We start from the raw sequence: 24,589 nt of genomic DNA, 5'->3' as shown, positions 1-24,589 counted from the left end.
GCGACCTCGCGAGTGCCAAAGACCTGATCGGGCATCTCGCGCCGGGCTCAATGCTGCTGGCCGACAAGGGATACGACGCCAACGACCTGCGCGCTGCCGTCGCCGAGCGGAACGCATGGGCGAACATCCCGCCCAAGCGCAACCGCAAGGACCCGATCTGCTTCTCCAGGCACCTCTACAAGGCGCGCAACCTCGTCGAGCGCTTCTTCAACAAGATCAAACACTTCCGCCGTATCGCCACCCGCTTCGACAAGACGGCGGAAAACTTCCTCGCCGCCGTGAAGCTCGCGTCCATCCGCATCTGGCTACGCGGTTATGAGTCTACGGCCTAGGAAGTCCTGCGAGACGCTAGCAAAAATCCACAGCAATACAAATATATTCCAAGTATCATCAGAATTGAGATAGCAATAATCCGCCCTCCAAAGTCCCAAATTGCTCCCATTGAGTTTGTGAATACTGGTGAAAAACAGGCCGTTGCTGGCTTATTGCCGCATCTTACGCTTCAATCACAATCTTGACCTTCTCAGGATCGACTCCAAGCGATTGTGCCAAACGCCGCTTCGCCTCCGCGATGGTTAAGGGCGCCTCCTGGTGCGGCATGGGCGCTTGAACTACGAGTTCGGCTGCCGCTCCGTCGTCCGCGCCATCCAGCTTCGCGGTAAGAAGAGGTTGCTTGCCGAGAGCGATGCCGCCACCGATCGATGACGGTGTCTCTGGGTCTTCGGGAAGGAACATCGAAACCCAAACGCCGCGCCCGATGGGGATGCTGTGCCCCGCATCCAGTCTTGCACGGTAAGCACGATCGAAACGCTCTCGCATTTCGTCGCCGTCCACCATGTAGACCAGGCCACGCTTCGGGTTGTCCTTGTCATCGACGGTGACAGCCGCGACGTAGTCGACGTCGTCCAGCGTGACCCATCCGCTGTCGTCCTCGTTCCGCGGAAAGGCAATCCACGTGTCCTGCGTCGTGCGAATGGAAACGGTGTGCCGTTCGGCTCCCCTCACGATTCTGCGAACGCTGGACTTGCCGATTCCTTGGATACGCTCGATGCGCCAGCCCGCTTGCTCAAGCGCGCGCTGGCCCAACTCAAAAAGCTTACGACGGCTTGCAATCTTTCCCGGCTTTCCGAAAACATTTGTCATTCCGCAGTCCTTTCAAAACGGCATGCGGATGATGCCGTCGGTGTGGCGACGTGTCAATTTGTTCCGTAATCTTTCTGGAAGATATTCGGAACAAATGCGGCGGCTTCGGACGGGGAGTAGCGCCGGCTATCGGAGGCAGGCGCGTAACGGTAGCCAAAGCGCAAGAGCCCGCGATCTGCGAACGGAGGAAGGTAAGCCGCCTCAAACTGAATCAGAAATCCAAGGGCGCTCCGGTTCGATGGATGCTTCCGCCTTTTATAGGCGCCATGCCGGCATATTCGAATATTCACCCCACCCTCTCCCTCAACCGCAACAACGCGATTCGCTCGATTTCCGCCATCGCCGTCGAGAACTCCGCTTCCGGCGTGTTCGCCAGCCGCGCCTGAAAAGCCTCCAGGATCTCCTCCTTGGTCCTGCCCTTCACGGCCATGATGAAGGGGAAGCCGAAGCGGGCCTTGTAGGCGTCGTTGAGGGCGAGGAAGGTCGTCTTCTCCTCGGCCGTCAGGCGGTCGAGGCCGGCGCCGGCCTGTTCGCGGCGGGAATCGGGGGCGAGCTCGGCGGTTTTCAGGCGGCCGGCGAGGTCCGGGTGGGCCTTGATGAGGGCGAGCTTTTTCTCACGCGGGGCATGCGCCAGGACGGTGCACATGGCCGCGTGCAGGCCCTCGGCGCTGTCCTGGGCGGCGGTGAGGCCGCGCCGGTGCGTCTCCTCGGCGATCCAGGGGGAATGTTCGAAGACGTCGCCGTAGAGGGCGATGAAGCGCGGGGCGGAGAGGCGGCTCGGCACGAGGCCGGCCGGGCGGTGGTGAACGTACCAGTGGCGGGCGATGTCGATGCGGCGCGGCACCCACACGCGCGGATGCGCGGCGACATAGTCGAGGAAGCGGGCGAGCGCCGCGGCGCGGCCCGGCCGGCCGACGAGGCGGCAGTGCAGGCCGATGTTGAGCATCTTCGGCGCGCCTTCGAGGCCCTCGGCATAGAGAGTGTCGAAGCTGTCCTTGAGGTAAGCGAAGAACTGGTCGCCGGAATTGAAGCCCTGCACGGCGGCAAAGCGCATGTCGTTGGCATCGAGCGTGTAGGGGATGACGAGGTGCGGCCCGTGCGGCCCCTCGACCCAATAGGGCAGGTCGTCGGCGTAGGAATCGGAGGAATAGAGGAAGCCGCCCTCCTCCATGACGAGGTCGGTGGTGAAGGCCGAGCAGCGGCCGGTGTACCAGCCGAGCGGGCGCGCGCCCGTCACCTCTTCGTGCAGCTCGAGCGCCTGCAGAAGGTGAGCGCGCTCCTCCTCCTTGGAAAAATCCTTGTATTCGATCCACTTGAGGCCGTGGCTGGCGATCTCCCAATCCGCCTCCTGCATGGCAGCGACGGCCTCCGGGTTGCGGGCGAGCGCGGTGGCGACGCCATAAACCGTCACCGGCAGGCCGCGGTGGGTGAACATGCGCCACAGGCGCCAGAAGCCGGCGCGGGAGCCGTATTCGTAGATCGACTCCATGTTCATGTGGCGCTGCCCCGGCCAGGGCTGGGCGCCGACGATCTCGGACAGGAAGGCCTCCGAGGCGGCGTCGCCGTGCAGGATGTTGTTCTCGCCGCCCTCCTCGTAGTTGAGGACGAACTGCACCGCGATCGCCGCCCCGTTCGGCCAGAGGGGATCGGGCGCGTGGCGTCCGTAGCCAATCATGTCGCGGGGATAGGGGCTCGTCATGGCGAAGGGCTCCGGAGGCAGCGGCTGGAGGGGCGGCCGGGAGGCCGCGCCCGGCACCAAGCAAGCATCGGGCCGCGGCGGAAATCAACGGGGGGGTGCCGGCGCGGCCGGCTGTCGCGGCCGCCCGTTTTTGCATCTTCGCCTCTTTGGCAAGCGGTATGCACTGTTGTAGTGACAATGTCTGGGACAACCGTCCCGCCGGATGAGGTAGGACCCCCGTGAGCACGCCCGCGATCCACGGCGCCATCAGGCCATCCGACTGGCATTTGCGCAGCACGCTGCAGGATCTCTTCCTGCTCGTGTCGGCCATGGCGCTCGCGGTGCTCGTCGCCTGGCAGTACGATATCTTCACGAGCGGCTATGTCACCGATCCGCCGGAGAAGAAGATCGAGATCGACGAGGCCTTGCTGCTCGGCCTCATCCTCGGCATCGTGCTCTTCCTGTTCTCGCTGCGCCGGCTCTCCGAGCAGCGCCGCGAAGAGGCGCGGCGGGTCGCCGCAGAAGAGCGGGCCCAAGAGGCCGAGCAGCTTGCCATGCTCGACCCGCTGACGGGCCTGCCCAACAGGCGCGTGCTGAGTCGGGCCTTCGAGGAGATGCGCGCACGGCCGGAGCGTGCCGGTGCCACCCTCGCCTTCATGCTGATCGACCTCAACGGCTTCAAGGCGGTCAACGACCGGCACGGCCACCCGGTCGGCGACCGGCTGCTCGTCGTCGTGGCGCAGCGCCTCGGCGGCGCGCTGCCGCGGGAGGCTACCTTGAGCCGGCTCGGCGGGGACGAGTTTGCGGTTCTCTGTCCCAACATTACCGGCCGAGAGGATGCCGCGGCCGTCGCCCAGCGGCTCGTTGAGGTCATCGGGGAGCCGATCGTGATCGACGGTCGGCGCCATGCCGTTTCCGCTGCCGTCGGCGTTGCCCTCCGCCCGCTCGTCGGCGCCGTCGTCGATGATCTGATGCGCGAGGCTGATGCTGCGCTCTATGCGGCCAAGGCCGCGGGCGGTGCGGCGATCCGCTTTGCGGCAACGCCTGCCGATGCGCCGGCGGGCTGAACGGCGGCACGCTGCGCGACATTCCTGTTGAGAGACATGAAGCCATGGCTGCCATGCAGCGGCGGCCCTGCGCCAGCGGCACGAATCATGTTTCGCTGGTAGAAGTGCAAGTTGCGTCATGTGGCGTTCAGTCGGGTCGTGGTGTCGGTATGCGTTTCGAGGCGTCGTTTTCCGTCGAGGTCGACGAATACGGGCGCATTGCGCACGAATGTGTCGACTATTCCTTGCTGCCCCTGCGTTACGAGCGGCTGACGCTGGAGCTCGACGAGCCGATGCCGCGCCGGCAGATCGGCTATGCCATCGTCTGGAACGACGACCGGGTGGTGCATGCCGCCGCGGTGGTCAGCGACCGGCTGCGGATCGACCTCGATCTTGCCGTGCCGGCCGGCGACCATGCGTTCTGGTTCCTGTGCGCCGGGCTCGAGCCGGGCGCCACCATCAGGGGGCGGGCCGTCGTCGAGGGGCGGCTCGACCTCGCGGCCGATGCTGCGGCTGATCCGGACTGACCGGCGGGGCCGCGCGGAAAGATACAAAGGCGGAATAGGGGGAAGCAGTGGGCATCATCTCTTACCTGACGACGACGGAGTTCGGGCCGGGCAGTCTCGCCAAGCTGCCTGAGAGCCTCACGGGCCTCGGCATCCGGCGCCCGCTCCTCGTCAGTGACCGCGGCCTTGCCGCGACGCCGCTCGTCGAGCGCGTCAGGGCGCTCTGCCCGGAGGGCACGCCGGTCTTCCTCGACGTGCCGACGAACCCGACCGAGGAGGCGGCGCTCGCCGCGCTCGCGCTCTACAAGGCGGAGGGCTGCGACGGGCTCGTGGCGCTCGGCGGCGGCTCGCCCATCGACCTCGCCAAGGCGGTGGGGCTGCTCGCCACGCATCCGGCGCCGCTCGCGCGCTATGCCGCCATCGACGGCGGCATGGTCCATATCACGGCAGCGGTCGCGCCGCTCGTCGCCATACCGACGACGGCCGGCACCGGCGCGGAGGTGGGGCGCGCCAGCCTGATGACGCTGGCCGACGGGCGCAAGGTGGGCATCATCAGCCAGCATCTCATCCCGCGGCTCGCCCTGTGCGATCCGGAGCTGACGCTCGGCCTGCCGCCGGGGCTGACGGCGGCGACGGGGCTCGACGCGCTGTCGCATTGCATCGAGACCTTCCTGTCGCCGCGCGACAATCCGCCGGCCGAGGCCATCGCCCTCGACGGCGCCGGCCGCATCTGGCGCAACCTGGAGCGGGCCGTTGCCGACGGCTCCGACCTCGCGGCACGCACCGAACTGATGATGGGCGCACTCGAGGGCGGCCTCACCTTCCAGAAGGGGCTCGGCGCGGTCCATGCGCTGAGCCACGCGCTCGGCAGCCTCAAGGAGCCGTCGCTGCATCACGGTACGCTCAACGCCATCCTGATGCCGCCGGTGGTGCGCTTCAACGCCGGCCATGTCGGCGACAAGCTTGCGCGCATCAAGGCGGCGCTCGGCCTGCCGGCTGAGGTGGACCTCGCCGCCGAACTCGACGCGCTCAACCGGCGCCTGAACATCCCGGCAGGCATCAGGACGCTCGGCGTCACCGAGGCCATGCTGCCGAGCGTTGTCGAGAAGGCGCTCGCCGATCACAGCAATGCCACCAATCCGCGTGCGGCGACCGGCGACGACTACATGGCGCTGTTGCGCGCGGTGCTGGTGTGATCGGGGGACCGGTCAGCGCAGGGTGAAGTTGACCGGCACGCGAACGTTGAGCGTCGCCTGCTGCATCATGGCTGGTGGGGGGGAGGGCACGGGGCTCGCTTGCCTGGCGCCGTCGATGATGGCGGCGTCGAGGATGGGCGAGCCGCTGCTCGCCGCGATGCGCACAGCGAGCACGTTGCCCGCCGCATCGAGCCGCAGCAACAGCTGTGCGGAACCTGTCACGGTGCCGGCGCGGGCGCGGTCGGGATAGCGGATGTGACGGCGCAGGTGTGCCACGACCTTGCCGGCCCATTCCATCTTCGTCTGACCCGACACGGGGGCCGAGCCCTCGCGCGGCGCCGCCGGCGCGGCAGCCTCGTTCTCCTGCGGCGCCAGGCTGCCGCGCGTGCGCCGCTGCTGCGGCGGCGGGGGGCGGCGCTCGATCCTGGGCTGGACGGCCGCGATCTTGGGTTGCTCGGGCGGGGTCAACTCCGGCGGGCGCTGCGGCGGCGTCGGGGGCGGCAGCGTCACCTGCGGCGTCGGCACATCGGGCGGCGGCGGCACATCGAGCGCCGCGACCTCGGCCGGCGTCACCAGCTCGGCGAAATCGGGCGTCGGCGCCGGCTCCGGCAGCTCGACGACGGGATCGGGCAGAGGCTCCGGCGGCGGCTGCTCGGCCGGCTCTTCCGGAACGGGCTGGGGATCGGGCGGCTTGGGCTGCTCCTCCTCGGCCTCCGTCGGCTGCGTGTCGGCGTCCTCGCCCGGTGTCGTGTCCTCGTCGCTCGCCTCGCTCGGCGGGGCGGCGGTGAGCGGGGCGAGGTCGACCATGACCGTCGCCGGCGGCTCGCCGGGATCCTGGAACGGCATGGCCGAGCGCAGCAGGCCGATGGCGACGAGGCCGTGCACGGCCAGCACAACCGTGCCGGCGAGCGTCCAGCGCAACGCCAGACGGCCCGGATGTTCCGCAGCGGTGAAGCCGGGGTGATGCATCCGTCAGGGGCTCGCCGTGGGCGCCGCGGCGGCTGCCGCCTGCTCCAACCCGACGAGCGCCACCTTGAGATAGCCGGCGGCGCGCAGCGCGTTCATTACCTGCATGACATCGCCATAGGCCACGGCCTGGTCGACGCGCAAGAAGATGCGTTCTTCGCGGTTGCGCTTCGTCGCTGCATCGAGCGCGGCGGCAAGACCCTCGCGGGTCACCGTCTCCTCGCCGAGGGTGAGGCCGAGGTCTGCCCTGATGGTGAGGTAGAGCGGCCGTTCGGGCCGCGGCTGCTGGGCGGCGTTCGACACGGGCAGGTCCACCGGCACGTCGACGGTGGCGAGCGGCGCGGCCACCATGAAGATGATGAGCAGCACGAGGATGACGTCGATGAACGGCGTGACGTTGATCTCGTGGGTTTCGGCGAGATCGTCATCCCGGTGGTCGAGCTGGACGGCCATGGTGCTGCCTGTTCATTCCGCCGCGGCAGGCAGGCCGGAGATGGCGCGCAGGTTCGTGCGCCGTCCCTGGGCGGCAAGGTCGCGACGGTCGAGATCGCGCGAGAGGAGGCGCATCACCTCGCTGCCGGCATCGGCGAGGAGGGCCTTGTAGCCGCCGATGGAGCGCGTGAAGGCATTGTAGATGATGACCGCGGGGATGGCCGCGACGAGGCCGATGGCCGTGGCGAGGAGCGCCTCGGCAATGCCCGGCGCCACCACGGCGAGGTTGGTCGTCTGCGCCTGTGAGATGCCGATGAAGGAGTTCATGATGCCCCAGACGGTGCCGAAGAGGCCGACGAAGGGAGCCGTGGCGCCGATGGTGGCGAGGAGGCCGGTGCCGCGCGTCATGCGCCGGGCCGCATTGGCCTCGATGCGGGCGATGGAGATGGCGACACGCTCCTTGATGCCGTCGGCCGGCATGGCGCCGGAGCGCTCCACCTCGCCCTGCGCCGCTCGCGGCAGGTTCGCCGCCGGGCTGCGCGCTGCAACGCGGTCGCGGTCGAAGATCGCCTTGAGGGCGTCGTCCAGCGTCGCGGCCCGGGCGAGTGCGGCATTGACCCGCCGGGCGGCGCGCCGCGCGGCCGCGAGTTCGAGCGTCTTGACGAGCCACACGGTCCAGGTGACGACAGAGGCGAAGGCAAGGCCGATCATGACCGCTTTGACGACCCAGTCGGCCGCCATGAACATGCCCCAGGGCGACAGGTCGTGCGGCAGCAGGGCTGTCACCCCCGGGGGCGCGGCGTCGTTCAGAGCAGCATGCTCCCCGGCGGGCGGGGGCGCGGGCATTGCTGTCGCAGGCTCCGCTCCTTCGGTCGCGACAGGCTGATCCGCTGCCGGCGCGGCCTGCGGCGCGGTTTCCTGTTGCGCGGGGGCAGCAGCGCCGGGCTGCGCCGTGTCCTGCTGCGCCTCGACGGCGACGATCGAGAGCGCGCCGAAAACAAGAACGATCGCGAGGCGGCGTATCGCGGTGCCAGCGATGTGCAAGGCGATCCATCGCCGTGCCTCGCGCCCGGCAGGCGGCTGAGTTGCAGTCATGTCCGGCCTCGTTCGCTGTCGGTCTGTTTTCACCTGCCGCGGTCGCCCTGCGGCAGGCAGGCATATGTGCTTTGCTGCAATAGATACACGGTAGTTGGCAAGTAAAAATCGAAAAATCTAAATTGAAATAATTCCAAAGAGGGCAGAGGCGCGATGAATTACGGAGCATTTATTATTTTCGGGCGCCATTCTGCAGCAGGCGGCTTCGCTCGGCGCTGAATGCGCCGCTGGTATGCGCAAAGTGGAAAGCGCGACGAAAAACGGTGCGCGGGGGCGGCGACTGCCCTATTGAGAAGATCAACAACACGGAGCGAAGCCACATGAGCGAGGGGTCACCCTTCACCTGCGTGCTCGACGCACGCGCCCGCCTCGGCGAAAGCCCGGTCTGGTCTGTGGCGGAGCAGGCTCTTTACTGGGTGGACATCAAAGGCCGGGCCCTGCATCGCTTCGACCCCGCGACGGGCGTGGACGAGGCCATGGCGATGCCAGAGGACATCGGCTCGGTGGTGCTCGTCGAGGGCGGCGGCTTCATCGCGGCGCTGCGCACGGGTCTCTTCTTCGTCGAGGCGGACGGCACGGTGCGCGAGCGCCTCGCTGCCAATCCCGAGGACCATGCCGTGAGCCGCTTCAACGACGGGCGCACGGACCCGGCGGGGCGTTTCCTCGTCGGTACCATCGACGAGCCCAAGGCCGGCGGCAAGGCGCATCTCTACCGCTTCGACGAGGGCGGCCTGGCACCTCTCATCGGCGGTCTGCTCACGTCCAATGGCCTCGCCTTCAGCCCGGACGGCACCTGGCTCTATCATTCCGATACGCCGGCCTTCACTGTCTATCGCCAGCGCTACGACATCGAGACCGGAGAATTCGCCGACCGCGAGGAATGGGTGCGCCTGACGCCGACGGAAGCCGACCGGGGTCGGCCCGACGGTGCGGCGGTGGACATTGAGGGATGCTACTGGACGGCCCTCTTCGAGGGCGGCCGCATCCAGCGCTATTCGCCGCAGGGCGAGCTCCTCGCCGAATATCCGGTGCCCGCCCGGTGCCCGACCATGATCGCCTTCGGCGGGGCGGACCTGCAGACGATCTTCGTCACCTCGGCGCGGGACGGGCGGCCGGAGGAGGAACTTGCGCGCCTGCCGCAGTCCGGCGGCATCTTCTCCATGCGCGCGCCGGTGCCCGGTCTGCCGGAGCCGCTATTCCGCCGGCCGGTGCGCTGAGCACGCTACGCGGCTGGCGCATGGGCGTTGCCCGCCTTCCGCCATTCCCGGTTGCGGCGAGCGGGGATAGAGAGGGGCGGATTGCAGCCGGTGCCTCGCCCATGACCGCCTCCACCCCCGGATCGACCGCCGAAGCTTCGTCGCCCGCGGCGCGCGGGCGCCTGAACGGGCGCATGGGCGGCCTTGGCGATGTCGTGCCAGGGGTCCTGCTCGCGGCGGCGGTCGGCGTCGTCGCGACGCTGCTCGAGCCCACCGCGGCGCGCCTTGCCGCTGCCCTCTTCGGTGCCACCGCTGGCCTGCCGGCGATGGTGCTGGCGCTCGTCATCGGCATCCTGCTCAATCCGGTGGCACAACGGCTGGTCTTCAGGCCGGGGCTCACCTTCTGCGTCAAGAAGGTGCTGCGCTGGGCCGTCGCGCTGCTCGGACTGAAAATCGCCGTCGGTGACGTCCTCGGCCTTGGCTGGCAGGTCATGGTCGTGGTCGTCGCCGGCATGGCGGCGACGCTCGTCTCGGGCGTGTGCCTGGCGCGCCTTTTCGGCCGTAGCGATGCGTATGGCGCGCTCGTCGGCAGTGCCACAGCCGTCTGCGGCGCCTCGGCGGCCCTTGCCACGGTCAGCGTGCTGCCGGACTACAAGGAAAGGGAAGCCGACGTTGCCTTCGTCGTCGTGGCGGTGAACGCCCTGGCGACGCTCGCCATGCTGCTCTACCCGCCGCTCGCGGCCTTCGTCGGCTTCGACGAGCGCATGACCGGCGCCCTCCTCGGGGCGGCGATCCACGATGTCGCCCAGGTTGCCGGCGCGGGCTACGCGGTGTCGGAGGTGGCGGGCAATACGGCGGTGGTGGTCAAGCTCTTCCGCGTTTTCCTGCTGCTGCCGGTCGTCCTCGCCGTCGCCTTCTATTTCGCGAGCCAGGGCGGCAGCACGGCGCGGGCGCGCGTGCCCGTGCCGGTCTTCGCGATCGTCTTCCTGGCACTCGTCCTCGTCAACAGCTACGCCCTGCTGCCCGGCCCGGTCACGGGAGTGCTCAACGAGGCCTCGCGCACCGGGCTGCTGCTCGCCATCGCCGCGCTCGGCCTCGGCACGTCGCCGCGGGCGCTGGCAAGTCTTGGCTGGCGACATGTCGTCATCGCCACCGGCGTGACGCTCGTCATCCTCGCCATCTCGGTCGCCGGGCTCGCCCTTCTCGGCTGACGGGCCTCAGCCACGCGCCGCGGGCGTGGGGGCTGGGGCACCGGCCGGCACGGCGGTCGCCTCCTCATCCTCCTTCTTCTCCGCCATGCTGCCCCTGAGGGCGATGCACAGGAGCGTCGTCGGGATGCCGATGGCGGCGGTGAGGATGAAGAAGGTCGGATAGCCGAAGCTGTCCACCATGTAGCCGGAGAGGCCGCCGACGACCTTGCCGGGCAGGGCGTAGAGCGAGCTGAGGAGTGCGTATTGAGTCGCCGCGAAAGCGGGCGAGGTCAGGCTCGACATGTAGGCGATCAGCGCCGTTCCGGCGAAGCCGCCGGCGAAGTTGTCGAGGCTGATGCTGAGCATCAGGAGATTGAGGTTGTGCCCCTCGAGCGCCAGCCAGGCGAACATCAGGTTCGAGGCGGCGGCGCTGACGGCGCCGATGAGCAGGGTGGTCCACAGGCCGAGGCGCGTCGCCGCGATGCCGCCGGCAAAGGCGCCGAGAATGCCGATCCACACGCCATAGAGCTTGGAGACGCTGGCGATCTCGGACTTGGAGAAGCTGAGGTCGATGTAGAGGGGATTGGCCATCACGCCGGCGACGAAATCCGGCAGGCGGAAGAGCGCGACGAGGGCGAGGATGGCGACGATCAAGGGGCCCTTGCGGCGGGCGAGGTCGGCGAAGGGCTCGACCACCATTTCCTGGGCGCGTGCCAGCAAGGAGGTGCCCCGCGGCGCGGCGCGCTCGCGGCCGATGTCGAGATTGGGGGCGAGCAGGCTCGCGCCGACGCCGACCGCCATGACGGCGGCCATGGCGAGATAGGCGCTGCGCCAGTCGACGAAATCGGCGATGTAGAGCGCGCCCGCGCCGGCGCAGATGAGAGCGAGGCGATAGCCGAGCTGGTAGGCGGCCGACATCATGCCCTGCCGCTCGGTGGGGGCGGCGTCGATGCGCCAGCCGTCGATGACGACATCCTGCGTCGCCGAGAAGAAGGCGACGACGAGCGCGCAGACCACCGTGACGCCGAGGCTCGTTCCTGGATCGCTCAGGGCGATGCCGACGAGGCCGAGCGCAATGCCGCCCTGCGCCGTCAGCATCCAGGCGCGGCGCCGGCCGACGAGGCCCGACAGCACCGGCACGTCGAGACGATCGATCACCGGTGCCCAGACGAACTTGAAGCTGTAGGCAAGAGCGACGTAGCTCAGGAGCCCGATATCGGTGCGCGAGATGCCGGCCTCGCGCAGCCAGGCCGACAGGGTGCTGAAGACGAGGAGGAAGGGCAGGCCGGCGCTGAAGCCGAGGGCCAGCATGATGGCGAGGCGCCCATCCGAGAGGAGGGCGGCGAGGCTGAGGCGGGGGCGCTCGGTCTTCGTCACGGCATCATTCCGGTGTCTCGTCGCTCGCGGTCCGCCGGACAGCGGCGACCGCCGGCCACGGCCAGCATAGCAGCAATGATGGCTAGGGTGCGCCCGATCCCGTTGACTTTCCGTTAACTATGCGGCGCCGGCGGTGGAGGTTTCTTCAGGGCCGGCCTCCACGCCCGTCTCGCTGCCGAATGCGGCATCGGGCCCGTTCGGGTCGCCCGGCGCCGTCTCCCAGCCGAGATCGGGAAAGGCCATGACGCGGTTGTTGCGGAAGTCGTTGCGGCAGACGATGACGCCGCGCTCTTCCATATAGGCGATGAGGCGCCTTGCTCGCCCGGCCGAATGCGTGCCGTAGGCGCGGGCAACCGCGGCATCCGAAGGGCAGGGGGCGCCGTCGTGGGCGGCGCGGGCGAGCATCAGGAAGACGCCGTGCATGTCCTCCGGCAAGGTCGCCGCCAGCGAGACCGCCGCATGCCAGGGACCTTCCTCGGCGGCGCTCTGCGCATCGATGCCGGCGCGCGCCATGGCGAGGCGGCGGCGGAAGGCCGGCAGGTCCGGCGGTGCGCCCGGCACCCGGCGGATGCGGCAGCGCACGAGGAAGTCCTGGTAGAGCACGGCGATGGAGCGGAAGGCCGAATCGGGGTCGGCGAGCACTTCCGCGAGCACGGCGTCGATCAGCGCGTCGCGTTCGGCGGGCGGCATCGGCGGCTCCGCTGGCTCGCTCGGCGCCGGCGGCTCGGGCCTTGCACGCACGAGCTGGGCGAGGATGTCGTTGGTCGAGGGCGGCGGCGGTGCGACGGGCCGGCGCGGCGGCGGGCGCACGGGCTCGGGCTCTGCGGGCGTGAAGATCAGCTCGTGCGCATCCTCGGGCGGCTGCTCGGGCAGGGGCAGGAGCCGCGGGCTGCCGCTGCGGGCGCTCGTCTCGACGGCGCCGATGGTCACCGGCAGCGGCCGGCGCGACAGGGCCGGGCCGAGGGCGACGAAGCGGCCCCGGTCGAGGTCGCGGAACATCTCGGCCTGGCGGCGCTCCATGCCGAGGAGGTCGGCGGCGCGCGCCATGTCGATGTCGAGGAAAGTGCGCCCCATGAGGAAGTTCGAGGCTTCCGCCGCCACGTTCTTGGCGAGCTTGGCGAGGCGCTGGGTGGCGATGACGCCGGCGAGACCGCGCTTCCTGCCGCGGCACATCAGGTTGGTCATGGCGCCGAGCGAGACCTTGCGCGCCTCGTCCGACACCTCGCCGGCCGCCGCCGGGGCGAAGAGCTGCGCCTCGTCGATGATGACGAGCATCGGATACCAATAGTCGCGCTCGGCGTCGAAGAGGCCGCCGAGGAAGGCGGCGGCGCAGCGCATCTGCATCTCGGAGTCGAGGCCCTCGAGGTTGAGGACGACGGAGACGCGGTGCTGGCGCACGCGTGCGGCGATGCGGGTCAGGTCGTTCTCGCTGCGGATCGCATCGACGACCACATGGCCGAAGCGGTCGGCCAGGGTGACGAAGTCGCCCTCGGGGTCGATCACGGCCTGCTGCACCCACTGAGCGCTCTGCTCCAGCAGGCGGCGCAGCAGGTGCGACTTGCCGGAGCCGGAATTGCCCTGCACGAGCAGGCGCGTCGCGAGCAGCTCCTCGAGATCGAGCAGGGCGGATGTGCCCGCCTGCGTCACCCCCATGTCGATCCCGACCTTCATCCCACTCCTCGTTTCGGCTCCCGGCCATCCGGCGACCGGTCCCGTGCGATTCGCACCCGCGAGCGCGCGGCCCATCAATAGCTGCCTGAGGCAAGGCGCGCCAAGACCGGCAGCGCCTGCCAAAGGGCCGAAGCTGGTGGGAGGCAGGCGCAACATGTCGTAATGAGACGCGATTCCTGTCGCGTTCGCGTCAAAGTCGTGGTGAACGATGATCGTCGTGGCCGGGCGGCGGTCGCAGGATGGCGCAAGGAAGGCGACATGACGGCTCGTATCGAGGAAACGCACATCGTCTATGACGGCTGGACGACGGTGGAGGTCGCCACGATCCGTTTCGAGGACGGTTTCGTCATCCACCGCGAGGTGGAGAATCATGGCACGGCCGTGGCAGTGCTCGCCTTCGACCCCGAGCGCGGCGTGGCGCTGCTCACCAGCCAGTGCCGTGCGCCCATCCTGCGCGAGGGCGGCGACAGGGTGCTCGAGGTGCCGGCCGGGCTCGAGGAGGGAGAGGAATCCGCCGCCTGCGCCCGGCGCGAGGTGCTGGAGGAGACGGGCGTGCGGCTCGATCGCCTCGTCAACGTGGTGCGCGCCTGGACGATGCCGGGCCTCTCCACCGAGCGCTGCTCGCTCTTCCTCGCCGAATACCGTGAGGCCGACCGGGTCGAGGACGGTGGCGGGCTCGACGAGGACGGCGAGCGCATCACCGTCCACGAGCTGCCGCTCGCCACGCTCGCCGTTATGGCCGACGGGGGCAGACTGACCGACCTCAAGACCTTCGCCCTCGTGCAGACGCTGCGCCTGCGGCGGCCGGAGCTGTTCGCGCCCCGGTGACGCAGCGGGCCAGTAACGCCTCAGGCCGGTGCCGTCTCGCTCGCCTCGTCCGTCTCGATGCCGAGGAAGCCGCCGGACTGGCGATGCCACAGGGCGGCGTAGAGGCCGCCGCGGGCCAGGAGTTCCTCGTGCGTGCCGGTCTCGACGATGCGGCCGCCGTCCATGACGACGAGCCGGTCGAGCACGGCGATGGTCGACAGGCGATGGGCGATGGCGATCACCGTCTTGCCCTCCATCAGGGCATAGAGCTGCTCCTGGATGGCCGCCTCGATCTCCGAATCGAGGGCGGAGGTCGCCTCGTCCAGCACGAGGATCGGCGCGTCCTTCAGGAGCGCGCGGGCGATGGCGATGCGTTGGCGCTGGCCGCCGGACAGCTTGACGCCACGTTCGCCCACATGGGCGTCGTAGCCGTGGCGGCCCGCCGGATCGGTGAGGTCGTCGATGAACGTGTCGGCATGGGCCATCCGGGCGGCCGCCCGGATCTCCTCCTCGCTCGCTTCCGGCCGGCCGTAGGCGATGTTGTCGCGGATGGAGCGGTGCAGGAGCGAGGTGTCCTGCGTCACCATGCCGATCTGCCGGCGCAGCGACGCCTGGGTGACGCCGGCGATATCCTGCCCGTCGATGAGGATGCGCCCGCTTTCGGCATCGTAAAAGCGCAGCAGCAGGTTGACGAGCGTCGACTTGCCGGCGCCCGAGCGGCCGACGAGGCCGACCTTCTCACCGGGCCTCACGACGAGCGACAGATCGTCGATGACGCCGGACGCGCGCCCGTAGTTGAAGCGCACGTGCTCGAAGCGGATCTCGCCTCTGGACACGACGAGCTCGCGCGCGTCCGGCCGGTCCTTGATGGCGGTCGGCCGGGCGATGGTGTTCATGCCGTCCTGCACCGTGCCGATCTGCTCGAAGAGCCCGGCGACCTCCCACAGGAACCAGTCCGACATGCCGCGCAGGCGCAGCACAATGGCGATGCCGACGGCGATGGCGCCCATCGACAGCGCCGACTGGTGCCAGGCGTAGATCGACAGGCCGGCGACGCCGGCGAGCAGCAGGGCGTTGGTGGTGTGCAGCCCGACCGTGAGCCACGTCACGAGCCGCATTTGCCGATAGACGGTGTCCATGAAGCCGCCCATGGCATCGCGCGCGTAGTCGAGCTCACGGCGAGTGTGGGCGAAGAGCTTGATGGTCTGGATGTTGGTGTAGCTGTCGACCACCCGTCCGGTCATCTCGGCCCGGGCATCGGCCTGCTGCATGGAAATGGCCCTGAGCCGCGGGACGAAGAAGATCATGAGCCCGGCATAGGCGAGGAGCCAGAGGACGAGCGGTAGCATCAGGAGCAGGTCGGCGCTGGCGAGGAGGACCAGCGCGCCGAGGAAGTAGGTGATGACATAGACTGCGACGTCCATGAGCTTCATCACCGTCTCACGCACGGCGAGCGCCGTCTGCATCACCTTCTGCGAGACGCGGCCGGCGAACTCGTCCTGAAAGAAGGCCATGCTCTGGTCGAGGATATAGCGGTGCGTCAGCCAGCGCGCGATCATCGGATAATTGCCGAAGATCGTCTGGTGGGTGACGAGCGACTGCGCGAGGACGGCGAGCGGAAAACCGACGACGACGAGCAGCGCCATGCCGATGAGCGGCCAGCCGTGCGTCTCGAAGAAGGTGGCGCGGTCCGCCTTGGCCAGCCAGTCGACCAATGAGCCCATGAAGCCGACGAAGCTGATCTCGATGATCGAGATCACCGCCGTCAGCACCGCCATGACGATCAGCCAGGGCAGCACCGGGCGCGAATAATGCATCACGAACGGCACCAGCCGGCGCGGCGGCGCGACGGCCTCGGCCCTGGGGAACGGATCGACGAGGGTTTCGAAGAAGCGGAACATGGCGTCCAGACGAAAATCGATGGAGCTGCGGCCGGCGGGGAGGGCCGCCGCAGCGGGAAAGCGAGACCTTTGCCGCCTCCTCAGGCGGGCAGAAAGAGCATGGCCAGGGGCATATGGTGGCTCCTTCGCTTCGTTGCACGCCCGGCCGGATCGCGGGTCCGGCGGGTGGCTCGAGGGCGGAGCGGCGTTATAGAACCTCGACCAGGGTTGAGATCAAGCCGCGCTCCGCGGGCCGGCGGCCTCATGGCCGCCAGCCGTCCGTCAGCTCCAGCGCCTGGCGCTCGAACAGGCGGCGGTAGAGGCCGCCGGGCCGGGCCACGAGTTCCTCGTGGCTGCCCTCCTCGACGACGACGCCGTGGTCGAAGACGAGGATGCGGTCGACCGCACGCACCGTCGACAGACGGTGGGCGATGATGAGCGCCGTGCGGCCCTTGAGGAGCCGCGCCATGGCCTGCTGGATCGCCGCCTCGCTCTCCGAATCGAGGGCCGAGGTCGCCTCGTCGAGGATGAGGATCGGCGCATCGGCGAGGAAGGCCCGCGCCAGGGCGACGCGCTGGCGTTCGCCGCCCGAGAGCTTGACGCCGCGCTCGCCGACGAGCGTCGCATAGCCGCGGGGCAGGCGGTTGATGAAGGCGTCCGCATTGGCGAGCGCCGCTGCGCGCCGGATCTCCTCCATCGTCGCCCCCGGCTTCGCATAGGCGATGTTCTCGGCCAGCGAGCGGTGGAACAGCACCGGCTCCTGCTGCACGATGGCGATCTGGGCACGCAGCGATGCCTGCGTCGCATGGCGCACGTCCTGCCCGTCGATCAGCACGCGGCCGCCGGTGACGTCGTGCAGGCGCTGGATGAGCTTGACGAGCGTCGTCTTGCCCGAGCCGGACGGGCCGACGAGGCCGAGGCTCTCGCCGGGCGCTATCGTGAGGTTGAGGTCGCGGTAGAGCGGCGTCGGGTGGCCGCCGTAGCGGAAGTCGACACGCTCGAACACGATCTCCCCCCGCTTGACGGACAGGGGCCGCGCATCCGCCAGGTCCTCCACGCCGAGTGGCGTGTCGTGCATGGCCACGAGTTCCTCCATCTCGTTGACGCCGCGCTGCAGGTTGGAGATGTGGTAGCCAACGTCGCGCAGGTAGCCCTGCACCATGAAGAACATGGTGAGCACCGTGGCGAGGTCGCCGGCGCTTGCCTCGTCGCGCCACCACAGCCACAGGGCGACGGCGACGATGCCGATGCGCAGGGCGAGGAGGGTGACGATCTGCAGTGCCTCCGAGCCGGAGCTGCGCAGCCAGGTGCGCCGCGTGCGGCGACGCCACTTGTCGATCAGGGCGGCGAGGCGTGCGTCCTCCCGGGCTTCCGCACCGAAGGCCTTGACCACGGCATTAGCGCCGATGGCATCGGCCATGGCGCCGCCGAGCTTCGTGTCCCAGCTGTTCGACAGCCGGGCCGCGGGCGCCACCCAGAGCAGCGACAGGAGCACCGTCAGCACGACATAGAGTACGCCGCCAGCTGCGACGAGGAGGCCCATGAGGGGCCAACGCCAGCCGAGCAGCAGCGTCGCACCCAAGAGCACCATGGCCGAGGGCAGGAGAGCGATGAAGACGGTATCGCCGACAAGGTCGATGGCCCACATGCCGCGGCTGATGCGGCGCACCGTCGAACCGGCGAAGCTGTTGGCGTGCCAGTCCGACGAGAAGCGCTGCACGCGCTCGAAGGCATCCGAGCCGGTGCGGCTCATGACCTTCAGCGTCAGCTCGATGATGGCGAGGATGCCCGTCATGCGGCCGGCGAGCACCAGGAGCCCCATGAGCGCAAGCAGGCCGAGCGCGACGAGCGCGGCTGCGAGCGCCTCCTCGCGTCCGGTCTCGCCGCTGCGGGCGATGGCGTCGACAAGCTGGCCGGCGAAGACGGGCACCAGCACGTCGGCGACGGTGGCGACGACGAGGCCGCCGATGAGGGCGGCGAGCAGCGCGGGATGGCATCGCCATCGGCGCCAGAGGAAGGCGAGCACGGGGCGAAAAGCCCCCGTGCGCCGGGTCTGTTCGGCGGTCACGGTTCGATCACGCCCGCGCGGCGCGGGCGGCCCTTATGAGGGAAACTGGCGCCGGCGACGCGCGCACGACGGCGCGCGGGCCAAGGCCCGGTCCCGAAATGGATAGGAGGTGGAAAGTGGGGTCGGCGGCCTAAGCCGCTCGCGACCTAACGGCGCTTGCGCCCGCTCGGCGAAATGCCGGCGCCCGCCCGCAGCATGGCAAAGGGCATCTGCGTATGACGGATAACTGTCATGTCCGCCCTCCTGCGGGGTGAGTTAGGGGCGCTCTTTGTACAGCGTGATCAGTTTTTGGGCAAGTCCGGTGCGGCGGGAGCGCGCATGTCGCGTGGACGGAGTGGCATCGGAGCCACAGGCGGTCCCGCAGTCTGGTGCGGGAGATCACTTCCTCCGGCGCGGCAAATGCTAAGCTCTTCCTGCTTTCGGCCATCTCCGGACGGGAGGACCATCATGGCCAGGAAAACGCCACCGGTCAGGGAACAGGTTGTCGGGCCGTATGTACGATCGAACGCCTATATCAAGGGCCGGCTGATCGATTTCGACACGGGCAGTGCGGCCCTCGAGGGACAGCACAAGCAATGGCTGTCGGAGAAGATGGCCTATGTGAAGAGCCAGTCCGGCTTCCACATGTGGCTGATCGGCTTCGCCTCGAAGATCGGGGACGCCAACTACAACAAGCGCCTGTCGAACGACCGGACCAATGCGGTCCTCAAGTTCATCGGCGGCCTCGACGAGCGCGCCCTCAGCGCCATCGACCTCTGGGAAGCGCGCGGCGAGGAAGGCTACAACGCCGCCGAAAGCGACAATTCGGCCGACATGCGCGCGGTGGAGGTCCACATCTTCATCGGCGACATCCCGCCTCCGCCGCCTCCACCCGACATCAAGCCACGGCCGCGGCCCCTGCCGCCGCTGCCGGGCGGGCAGCGTTATTCGGACTGGGCGGTTGCCTCGCCGGGCGGCGCGGTGTCGAACATCCTGCCGGGTGTCGTGATCGGCTTCAACGTCTTCGTCTTCCGCAACAGGACGACCGGCGAGCAGCGGGCCTATATTGCGCCGAGTGCCGGGTTCGGCCAGTCGCTGAGCCTGAAGGGCGGGCCGGTGAAGCAGGCGGTGCAGACGCTCCTGACCTCGCCGGCCGGAACCAACATGGACTTCGAGCCGCTCACGTCGCCGCTGCCCATCACCTGGGAGGAACTGGGCGACAGCCTGAGCACGGTCTCGTCCATCGGCGGCGGCATCGGGCCGCGCGGCGTGACGGCGATCCACACCACGATCGAGGCACCGAACGTGTGGCGGCACTCGCCCTCGGGCGTGCCGATCCGGAAGGAGCTTCAGCTGTTCTCGTTCGACTATGTCGGCAAGAACTTCCAGCTTGGGGCCGGCGGCTCGGCCGTCGTCGGGCCGCTGGTCGAAGTCGCCCGCTGACGGCGGGCAGGCGGGCCGGATTGCGGGCGTGCGCCGCCGGCAATCTGCCGCCGCCGTCACACGTCGAGGTTCGCCACCGACAGGGCGTTTTCCTGGATGAACTCGCGCCGCGGCTCGACAATGTCGCCCATCAGCTTGACGAAGATGTCGTCGGCCTCGTCGACCTCGCGGATCTTCACCTGCAGGAGCGAGCGGTTCTCGCGGTCGAGTGTCGTCTCCCAGAGCTGGTCCGGGTTCATCTCGCCGAGGCCCTTGTAGCGCTGCAACTGTATGCCCTTGCGGCCGGCGGCCATGACGGCGTCGAAGAGGCTGACGGGCCCGTCGATCGTCCTCTCGTCGCCGCGGCGCACGAAGGTGGCGGGCTTGGCATAGACGTCCTGCAGGCTCGCGGCGCGCTCATCGAGCTTGCGCGCCTCGGAGGACGCGAGGAGCGCCGCGTCGAGACTCACCGCCTGGCGCACGCCGCGCACCGTGCGAGCGAAGACGAAGCCGCCGGCTTCCGCCCGGCCTTCCCAGCCACGCTCGGTCTCCTCGGCGATGGCGTCGAGGCGGCGGGCGATATAGCTGGCCGCCGCTTCAGCTTCGGCCGGCTCCTCCGCCACCTGCGGGCGCAGCGCCCCGGCGATGGCCGCTTGCTCAACCACGGTGCGGTTGTAGCGGGTGTGCAGGCTGCCCAGCATCTGGCGCACGAAGCGCGCCTCCTCGACGAGGGAGCGCAGGTCGGCGCCGGCGCGTTCCTCGCCGTTGCCGAGCCGCAGGAGCGCGCCCTCGAGGCCGCCGTCGATGAGATAGTCCTCAAGCGCCCGCTCGTCCTTCAGGTACTGCTGCGACTTGCCGCGCGTGACCTTGTAGAGCGGCGGCTGCGCGATGTAGAGGTGCCCGCGCTCGATCAGCTCCGGCATCTGGCGGAAGAAGAAGGTGAGCAGCAGCGTGCGGATGTGGGAGCCGTCCACGTCCGCGTCTGTCATGATGATGATCTTGTGGTAGCGCAGCTTGTCGGGCGCGAATTCCTCGCGGCCGATGCCGGTACCGAGAGCGGTGATCAGCGTGCCGATCTCCTGGCTCGACAGCATCTTGTCGAAGCGCGCGCGCTCCACATTGAGGATCTTCCCCCTCAGCGGCAGCACGGCCTGATACTCGCGGGCGCGGCCCTGCTTGGCAGAGCCGCCGGCCGAATCGCCCTCCACGATGAAGAGTTCGGCTTTGGCCGGGTCGCGTTCCTGGCAGTCGGCGAGCTTGCCGGGCAGGGAGGCGATGTCGAGCGCGCCCTTGCGCCGCGTCAGCTCGCGCGCCTTGCGCGCCGCCTCGCGAGCCGCGGCGGCCTCGACGACCTTGCTCACCACTGTCTTGCCGTCGGAGGGATTCTCCTCGAGCCAGGTCGACAGGGCCTCGTTCATGATCCCCTCGACCACAGGTCGCACCTCCGAGGAGACGAGCTTGTCCTTGGTCTGGGAGGAGAACTTCGGATCGGGCACCTTCACCGAGATGATGGCGGTGAGGCCTTCGCGGCAGTCGTCGCCGGTGAGCGAGACCTTCTCCTTCTTCGTGAGACCGCTCGCCTCGGCATAGCCCGTGATCTGGCGCGTCAGCGCGGCCCGGAAGCCCGCCAGATGCGTGCCGCCGTCACGCTGCGGAATGTTGTTGGTGAAGGCGAGCACCGTCTCGTGGTAGCTGTCGTTCCACCACAAGGCGATTTCGACACCGATGCCGTCGCGCTCGCCGCGCAGCACCACCGGCTTGGTGATGAGCGGGCTCTTGGTGCGATCGAGATAGCGCACGAAGGCCTCGACGCCACCCTCGTAGCACAGCTCCTCGCGCTTGCGCTCGGCATGCCGGTTGTCGGTGAGGACGATGCGCACACCCGAATTCAGAAAGGCGAGCTCGCGCAGCCGGTGCTCCAGCGTCGCATAGTCGAATTCGGTGATGGAGAAGGTCTGAGGGCTCGGCAGGAAAGTCACCTCCGTGCCGCGCTTGTCGCCCGCCTCGCCGACGACCGTGAGCGGGGCCACGGCATCGCCGTGGTGGAACTCGACGAAATGTTCCTTGCCGCCGCGCCAGATGCGCAGCTTCAGCCAGCTCGACAGGGCATTGACGACGGAGACGCCGACGCCGTGCAGGCCGCCGGAGACCTTGTACGAATTCTGGTCGAACTTACCACCGGCGTGCAGCTGGGTCATGATGACTTCGGCAGCCGAGATACCCTCCTCGGCATGCAGGTCAGTCGGAATGCCGCGGCCGTTGTCAGTCACCGTGCAGGAGCCATCGGCATTGAGCGTCACCGTGACCTCGGTGGCGTGGCCGGCCAGCGCCTCGTCGATGGCGTTGTCGACGACCTCGTAGACCATGTGATGCAGGCCCGAGCCGTCGTCGGTGTCGCCGATGTACATGCCCGGGCGCTTGCGCACCGCATCGAGCCCCTTGAGCACCTTGATGGAATCGGCGCCGTAGGAGTCGGGGTTGAGGTCGCGAGCGGGTTCGGCCATGGGGCGATAATCCTGTCAATGATCCTGAGCCGCACGCGAAGCGTGCGACAGGCTTGATTCGACTATTGAATTTAGTGTCTCAACCGGGCGATTGCACGTATTGCGGCCGCTTTTGCGGCCTCATTTGCAGCCTTGCCCTGGCTCCGATGCGTCCCGTCAACGGCTCGCCACCGCAACGGCCGCGCCGGCCATCATCGTCCCGGTGGCGCGGTTGACGAGGCGCACCGCCTGAGCGCTCGTGAAGAGGCGGCGCGCGCGGGCGGCAAGGACGATATAGGCCGAGAAGACCGCGGCGAGAATACTCAGCGTCACGACGACGAGTTCGACATAGCCCACGGCATCGAGGCGGGCGAGGTCGACGATGTTCGGCACGAGCGCGAGATAGAAGACGATGACCTTGGGGTTGCCGAGCGTGACGGCGAGCCCGGCGAAGAACAGCTTAACCGGGTGCTCACGCCGGCGGTCCGCCTCGATCTCGCGCGCTTCGGCCGGGGCACTCCACAGCTTCCAGGCAAGATAGAGCAGATAGGCCGCGCCGGCGTATTTCACCACGAGGAAGACGCCATGGAAGGTCTGGGCGAGGACGGCGAGGCCCGTCACGGCGAAGGTCAGCCACACGACATCGCCGATGGCGAGGCCGGCCGTGAAGGCGGCGGCTCCCTGTGTGCCGCGGCCGAGCACACGCGCGACGATCGCGGCGATGCCGGGACCGGGTGAGGCGGCCGCCACGGCGAGCGTACCGGCGAAGACGAGAAGACCCGTGAGGTCGAGACCGGACATGAACAGCAGCAACTCCATGCGTCGCGGGCGGATCAGCGCTTCTCCCCGGCGACCGCCCCGTTCTTAGCAGAAATGCCGGCATCCGCGAAGTCCGGCATCGCCGGCGTAATCATTCCGGCGGCGGATGGGCGACGGTGACGTGCAGCTTGCCGACGCCCGCACATGAAGCCGGCAAAGAGCGGCACGCCGCCGATGCGCAGCGCCACTGCGGGATCAGCTGCCGGCGTGCGTCTTGAAGATGGTCAATCCCGTGCCGGGACATGGCTAGGGCGGATAATGTAGGCTTCCTGCAGCTCACCGAGCTTCAGCAGGATGGAGGCGACCTGCACGAGAATTGCCGCGGCGACGGGCCGTCGTGACGATGGACCGGTCAGTCCGATGGCCTCAGACCTGCCCGGTGAGCATGATCGGCACCAGCGCTCGTTTCATGCGGCGGGCGCAGCCGGTGTGAGCCGGCCCGGCGTCACGGCGAAGCGCACGGCGTCCGCGGGCAGGTCGGCGAAGAGGGCCGGATCGGCGCCGGTCATCCAGACCTGGCTGCCGAGTGCGGCAAGCGTGCCGTAAAGCGCGGCGCGCCGCCGCGGGTCGAGATGGGCGGCGATCTCGTCGAGGAGCACGAGCGGGGCTAGGCCGCTCATGGCGGCAACGAGGCGGGCATGGGCGAGCACGAGCCCGATGAGGAGGGCCTTCTGCTCGCCGGTGGAGCATTCGGCGGCCGGCGTGTCCTTCGGCCCGTGGCGCACGGTGAGGTCGCTCGCCTGCGGGCCGGCGAGCGTGCGCCCGGCGGCCCGGTCGCGCATGCGGCTCTCGGCGAGGTGGGCGCGGTAAAGATCCTCCACCTCGACGGCCGGCCGGTCGGCGGCCATGTCCTCGAACGCGCCCGCGATGGCGAGATCGCCCCAGGGAAAGGGCGAGGCGTCGTCGCGGGCCGCGAGGATGAGGGCGGCGAGACGGGTGACGGTCTCGCGCCGGGCGGCGGCCACGGCGACGGCGAGCTCGGCGAGTTCGGTCTCGATGGCGTCAAGCCAGGCGGTGTTGCGTGGATGCTCCTCGAGCACGCGGTTGCGGCTGCGCAGGGCGCGCTCGAAGGCATTGACGCGCGTGCCGTGGGCGGGGTCGACGGCGAGGACGAGCCGGTCGAGAAAGCGCCGCCGGTCGCCGGGGGTGCCGGTGAAGAGGCCGTCGAGTGCCGGCGTCAGCCAGACGACGCGCACATATTCGGCGAAGGCGGCCGGGGAGCCCGCCGTCTCGCCGTCGATCCGGCAGCGGCGTGCAAGGCCGCCGTCCGGCGCGCGCTCCGTTCCCGTGCCGAGCCGGACGCCGCCCCAGCGGGTGTCGAGCGCGACAGCGACGGAGAAGGTGCCGGGCCCCTCATGCGCCGCCATCGTAGCGAGATCAGCACGCCGCAAACCGCGGCCCGCCGTGAACAGCGACAGTGCCTCGAGCACGTTGGTCTTGCCGGCGCCATTCTCGCCGACGAGGGCGACGAGCGGCGCGTCGATGTCGGCGTCGAGGGCGCGATAGCTGCGGAAGTCGCGCAGGCCGAGGCGCGTCACGCGGCACGGCGCGGCCGCGCCCGTCGGCGGCAATGCAGCAGGTGGCGGTTGCTCGGTCATCGCCTCGTCACACAGCGGCGCGGCACCCCGCCGCGCC

The 24,589-nt window shown here is 69.0% G+C and carries 21 protein-coding genes; 8 read left to right on the top strand and 13 right to left on the bottom strand.

Annotated features, from left to right (window positions below; all coding sequences use genetic code 11):
- On the top strand, positions 1–332 hold a 332-nt coding region (locus ASC46_RS18600), incomplete at its 5' end, for an IS5/IS1182 family transposase (RefSeq protein ID WP_072249585.1).
- 163 nt (positions 333–495) lie between these two features.
- On the opposite strand, the gene ASC46_RS18595 is transcribed toward ASC46_RS18600, so the two are convergent.
- Positions 496–1,143 (bottom strand): hypothetical protein, encoded by a 648-nt coding sequence (locus tag ASC46_RS18595; RefSeq protein ID WP_055460788.1) that lies wholly within the window; start codon positions 1,141–1,143, stop codon positions 496–498.
- Between the two features lie 286 nt (positions 1,144–1,429).
- A complete protein-coding gene (gene puuE / locus ASC46_RS18590; protein ID WP_055460799.1) occupies positions 1,430–2,842 on the bottom strand; it encodes an allantoinase PuuE in 1,413 nt (470 codons plus the stop codon).
- Positions 2,843–3,060: 218 nt separating this feature from the next.
- Between puuE and ASC46_RS18585 the strand changes: the two genes are divergently transcribed.
- The 3 genes from ASC46_RS18585 to ASC46_RS18575 all read left to right on the top strand — a co-directional run bounded on the left by ASC46_RS18585 (position 3,061) and on the right by ASC46_RS18575 (position 5,569).
- The gene (locus tag ASC46_RS18585) at positions 3,061–3,888 is read left to right on the top strand and encodes a GGDEF domain-containing protein (protein ID WP_055460787.1); all 828 of its coding nucleotides are present in this window, start codon (positions 3,061–3,063) and stop codon (positions 3,886–3,888) included.
- A 149-nt stretch (positions 3,889–4,037) separates the two neighbouring features.
- Positions 4,038–4,394, top strand: coding sequence for a hypothetical protein (locus ASC46_RS18580; protein WP_055460786.1), 357 nt, complete (start codon positions 4,038–4,040; stop codon positions 4,392–4,394).
- 47 nt (positions 4,395–4,441) lie between these two features.
- Entirely contained in the window at positions 4,442–5,569 is a 1,128-nt protein-coding gene (locus tag ASC46_RS18575) for an iron-containing alcohol dehydrogenase (protein ID WP_055460785.1), read from the top strand.
- 12 nt (positions 5,570–5,581) lie between these two features.
- Here ASC46_RS18575 and ASC46_RS18570 read toward each other — a convergent pair whose 3' ends face one another.
- Genes ASC46_RS18570 through exbB form a run of 3 tightly spaced genes read right to left on the bottom strand, consistent with a single transcriptional unit; the run spans position 5,582 to position 8,062 of the window.
- Positions 5,582–6,538 carry a TonB family protein gene (locus ASC46_RS18570; protein ID WP_055460784.1) on the bottom strand — a complete coding sequence of 319 codons (957 nt, stop codon included), beginning with the start codon at positions 6,536–6,538 and terminating at the stop codon, positions 5,582–5,584.
- Between the two features lie 3 nt (positions 6,539–6,541).
- Positions 6,542–6,988: a TonB system transport protein ExbD gene (exbD, locus tag ASC46_RS18565; RefSeq protein WP_055460783.1), complete on the bottom strand. Its 447-nt coding sequence runs from the start codon at positions 6,986–6,988 to the stop codon at positions 6,542–6,544.
- Between the two features lie 12 nt (positions 6,989–7,000).
- Complete coding sequence (exbB, locus tag ASC46_RS18560; protein ID WP_245280624.1) at positions 7,001–8,062, bottom strand: tonB-system energizer ExbB; 1,062 nt, start codon at positions 8,060–8,062, stop codon at positions 7,001–7,003.
- A gap of 320 nt (positions 8,063–8,382) precedes the next feature.
- Here exbB and ASC46_RS18555 point away from each other — a divergent pair, with 320 nt between their 5' ends.
- Both ASC46_RS18555 and ASC46_RS18550 read left to right on the top strand, forming a co-directional pair.
- Positions 8,383–9,279, top strand: a complete 897-nt coding sequence (locus ASC46_RS18555) for an SMP-30/gluconolactonase/LRE family protein (RefSeq protein ID WP_055460782.1) — start codon at positions 8,383–8,385, stop codon at positions 9,277–9,279.
- Positions 9,280–9,380: 101 nt separating this feature from the next.
- Positions 9,381–10,469: a YeiH family protein gene (locus ASC46_RS18550; protein WP_245280623.1), complete on the top strand. Its 1,089-nt coding sequence runs from the start codon at positions 9,381–9,383 to the stop codon at positions 10,467–10,469.
- Positions 10,470–10,475: 6 nt separating this feature from the next.
- Here ASC46_RS18550 and ASC46_RS18545 read toward each other — a convergent pair whose 3' ends face one another.
- Together ASC46_RS18545 and ASC46_RS18540 are read right to left on the bottom strand one after the other, a co-directional pair.
- Positions 10,476–11,825, bottom strand: coding sequence for an AmpG family muropeptide MFS transporter (locus ASC46_RS18545; RefSeq protein ID WP_055460781.1), 1,350 nt, complete (start codon positions 11,823–11,825; stop codon positions 10,476–10,478).
- Between the two features lie 117 nt (positions 11,826–11,942).
- On the bottom strand, positions 11,943–13,496 hold the full coding sequence (locus ASC46_RS18540; RefSeq protein WP_055460780.1) for a helicase HerA domain-containing protein: 1,554 nt from the start codon (positions 13,494–13,496) through the stop codon (positions 11,943–11,945).
- Between the two features lie 258 nt (positions 13,497–13,754).
- Between ASC46_RS18540 and ASC46_RS18535 the strand changes: the two genes are divergently transcribed.
- Complete coding sequence (locus tag ASC46_RS18535; protein ID WP_055460779.1) at positions 13,755–14,324, top strand: NUDIX domain-containing protein; 570 nt, start codon at positions 13,755–13,757, stop codon at positions 14,322–14,324.
- Positions 14,325–14,344: 20 nt separating this feature from the next.
- On the opposite strand, the gene ASC46_RS18530 is transcribed toward ASC46_RS18535, so the two are convergent.
- Positions 14,345–16,204, bottom strand: coding sequence for an ABC transporter ATP-binding protein (locus ASC46_RS18530; RefSeq protein WP_055460778.1), 1,860 nt, complete (start codon positions 16,202–16,204; stop codon positions 14,345–14,347).
- A 241-nt stretch (positions 16,205–16,445) separates the two neighbouring features.
- Entirely contained in the window at positions 16,446–18,251 is a 1,806-nt protein-coding gene (locus ASC46_RS18525; protein ID WP_055460777.1) for an ABC transporter ATP-binding protein, read from the bottom strand.
- Positions 18,252–18,698: 447 nt separating this feature from the next.
- Between ASC46_RS18525 and ASC46_RS18520 the strand changes: the two genes are divergently transcribed.
- Positions 18,699–19,673, top strand: a complete 975-nt coding sequence (locus tag ASC46_RS18520) for an OmpA family protein (protein WP_055460776.1) — start codon at positions 18,699–18,701, stop codon at positions 19,671–19,673.
- Between the two features lie 56 nt (positions 19,674–19,729).
- Here ASC46_RS18520 and gyrB read toward each other — a convergent pair whose 3' ends face one another.
- From gyrB to recF, 4 genes are all read right to left on the bottom strand, one after another.
- On the bottom strand, positions 19,730–22,156 hold the full coding sequence (gyrB, locus tag ASC46_RS18515) for a DNA topoisomerase (ATP-hydrolyzing) subunit B (protein WP_055460775.1): 2,427 nt from the start codon (positions 22,154–22,156) through the stop codon (positions 19,730–19,732).
- A gap of 156 nt (positions 22,157–22,312) precedes the next feature.
- Entirely contained in the window at positions 22,313–22,936 is a 624-nt protein-coding gene (locus ASC46_RS18510; protein WP_055460796.1) for a LysE family translocator, read from the bottom strand.
- A 32-nt stretch (positions 22,937–22,968) separates the two neighbouring features.
- Positions 22,969–23,142 (bottom strand): DUF817 domain-containing protein, encoded by a 174-nt coding sequence (locus ASC46_RS21375; RefSeq protein WP_141659717.1) that lies wholly within the window; start codon positions 23,140–23,142, stop codon positions 22,969–22,971.
- Between the two features lie 219 nt (positions 23,143–23,361).
- Positions 23,362–24,552, bottom strand: a complete 1,191-nt coding sequence (gene recF / locus ASC46_RS18505; protein WP_055460774.1) for a DNA replication/repair protein RecF — start codon at positions 24,550–24,552, stop codon at positions 23,362–23,364.
- Positions 24,553–24,589: the final 37 nt, after the last annotated feature.

Source organism: Chelatococcus sambhunathii (assembly GCF_001418005.1).
Lineage (GTDB): Bacteria > Pseudomonadota > Alphaproteobacteria > Rhizobiales > Beijerinckiaceae > Chelatococcus_A > Chelatococcus_A sambhunathii.
The sequence above is the reverse complement of the archived record's forward strand: the minus strand, read 5'-3'. Positions and strand labels throughout refer to the sequence as shown.

Coding starts and splice junctions, on each gene's coding strand:
- ASC46_RS18595 (WP_055460788.1), bottom strand. CDS start 1,143: ATGACAAATGTTTTCGGAAAGCCGGGAAAGATTGCAAGCCGTCGTAAG.
- puuE (WP_055460799.1), bottom strand. CDS start 2,842: ATGACGAGCCCCTATCCCCGCGACATGATTGGCTACGGACGCCACGCG.
- ASC46_RS18580 (WP_055460786.1), top strand. CDS start 4,038: ATGCGTTTCGAGGCGTCGTTTTCCGTCGAGGTCGACGAATACGGGCGC.
- ASC46_RS18570 (WP_055460784.1), bottom strand. CDS start 6,538: ATGCATCACCCCGGCTTCACCGCTGCGGAACATCCGGGCCGTCTGGCG.
- exbD (WP_055460783.1), bottom strand. CDS start 6,988: ATGGCCGTCCAGCTCGACCACCGGGATGACGATCTCGCCGAAACCCAC.
- exbB (WP_245280624.1), bottom strand. CDS start 8,062: ATGACTGCAACTCAGCCGCCTGCCGGGCGCGAGGCACGGCGATGGATC.
- ASC46_RS18555 (WP_055460782.1), top strand. CDS start 8,383: ATGAGCGAGGGGTCACCCTTCACCTGCGTGCTCGACGCACGCGCCCGC.
- ASC46_RS18550 (WP_245280623.1), top strand. CDS start 9,381: ATGACCGCCTCCACCCCCGGATCGACCGCCGAAGCTTCGTCGCCCGCG.
- ASC46_RS18540 (WP_055460780.1), bottom strand. CDS start 13,496: ATGAAGGTCGGGATCGACATGGGGGTGACGCAGGCGGGCACATCCGCC.
- ASC46_RS18535 (WP_055460779.1), top strand. CDS start 13,755: ATGACGGCTCGTATCGAGGAAACGCACATCGTCTATGACGGCTGGACG.
- ASC46_RS18530 (WP_055460778.1), bottom strand. CDS start 16,204: ATGTTCCGCTTCTTCGAAACCCTCGTCGATCCGTTCCCCAGGGCCGAG.
- ASC46_RS18520 (WP_055460776.1), top strand. CDS start 18,699: ATGGCCAGGAAAACGCCACCGGTCAGGGAACAGGTTGTCGGGCCGTAT.
- gyrB (WP_055460775.1), bottom strand. CDS start 22,156: ATGGCCGAACCCGCTCGCGACCTCAACCCCGACTCCTACGGCGCCGAT.
- ASC46_RS18510 (WP_055460796.1), bottom strand. CDS start 22,936: ATGTCCGGTCTCGACCTCACGGGTCTTCTCGTCTTCGCCGGTACGCTC.
- recF (WP_055460774.1), bottom strand. CDS start 24,552: ATGACCGAGCAACCGCCACCTGCTGCATTGCCGCCGACGGGCGCGGCC.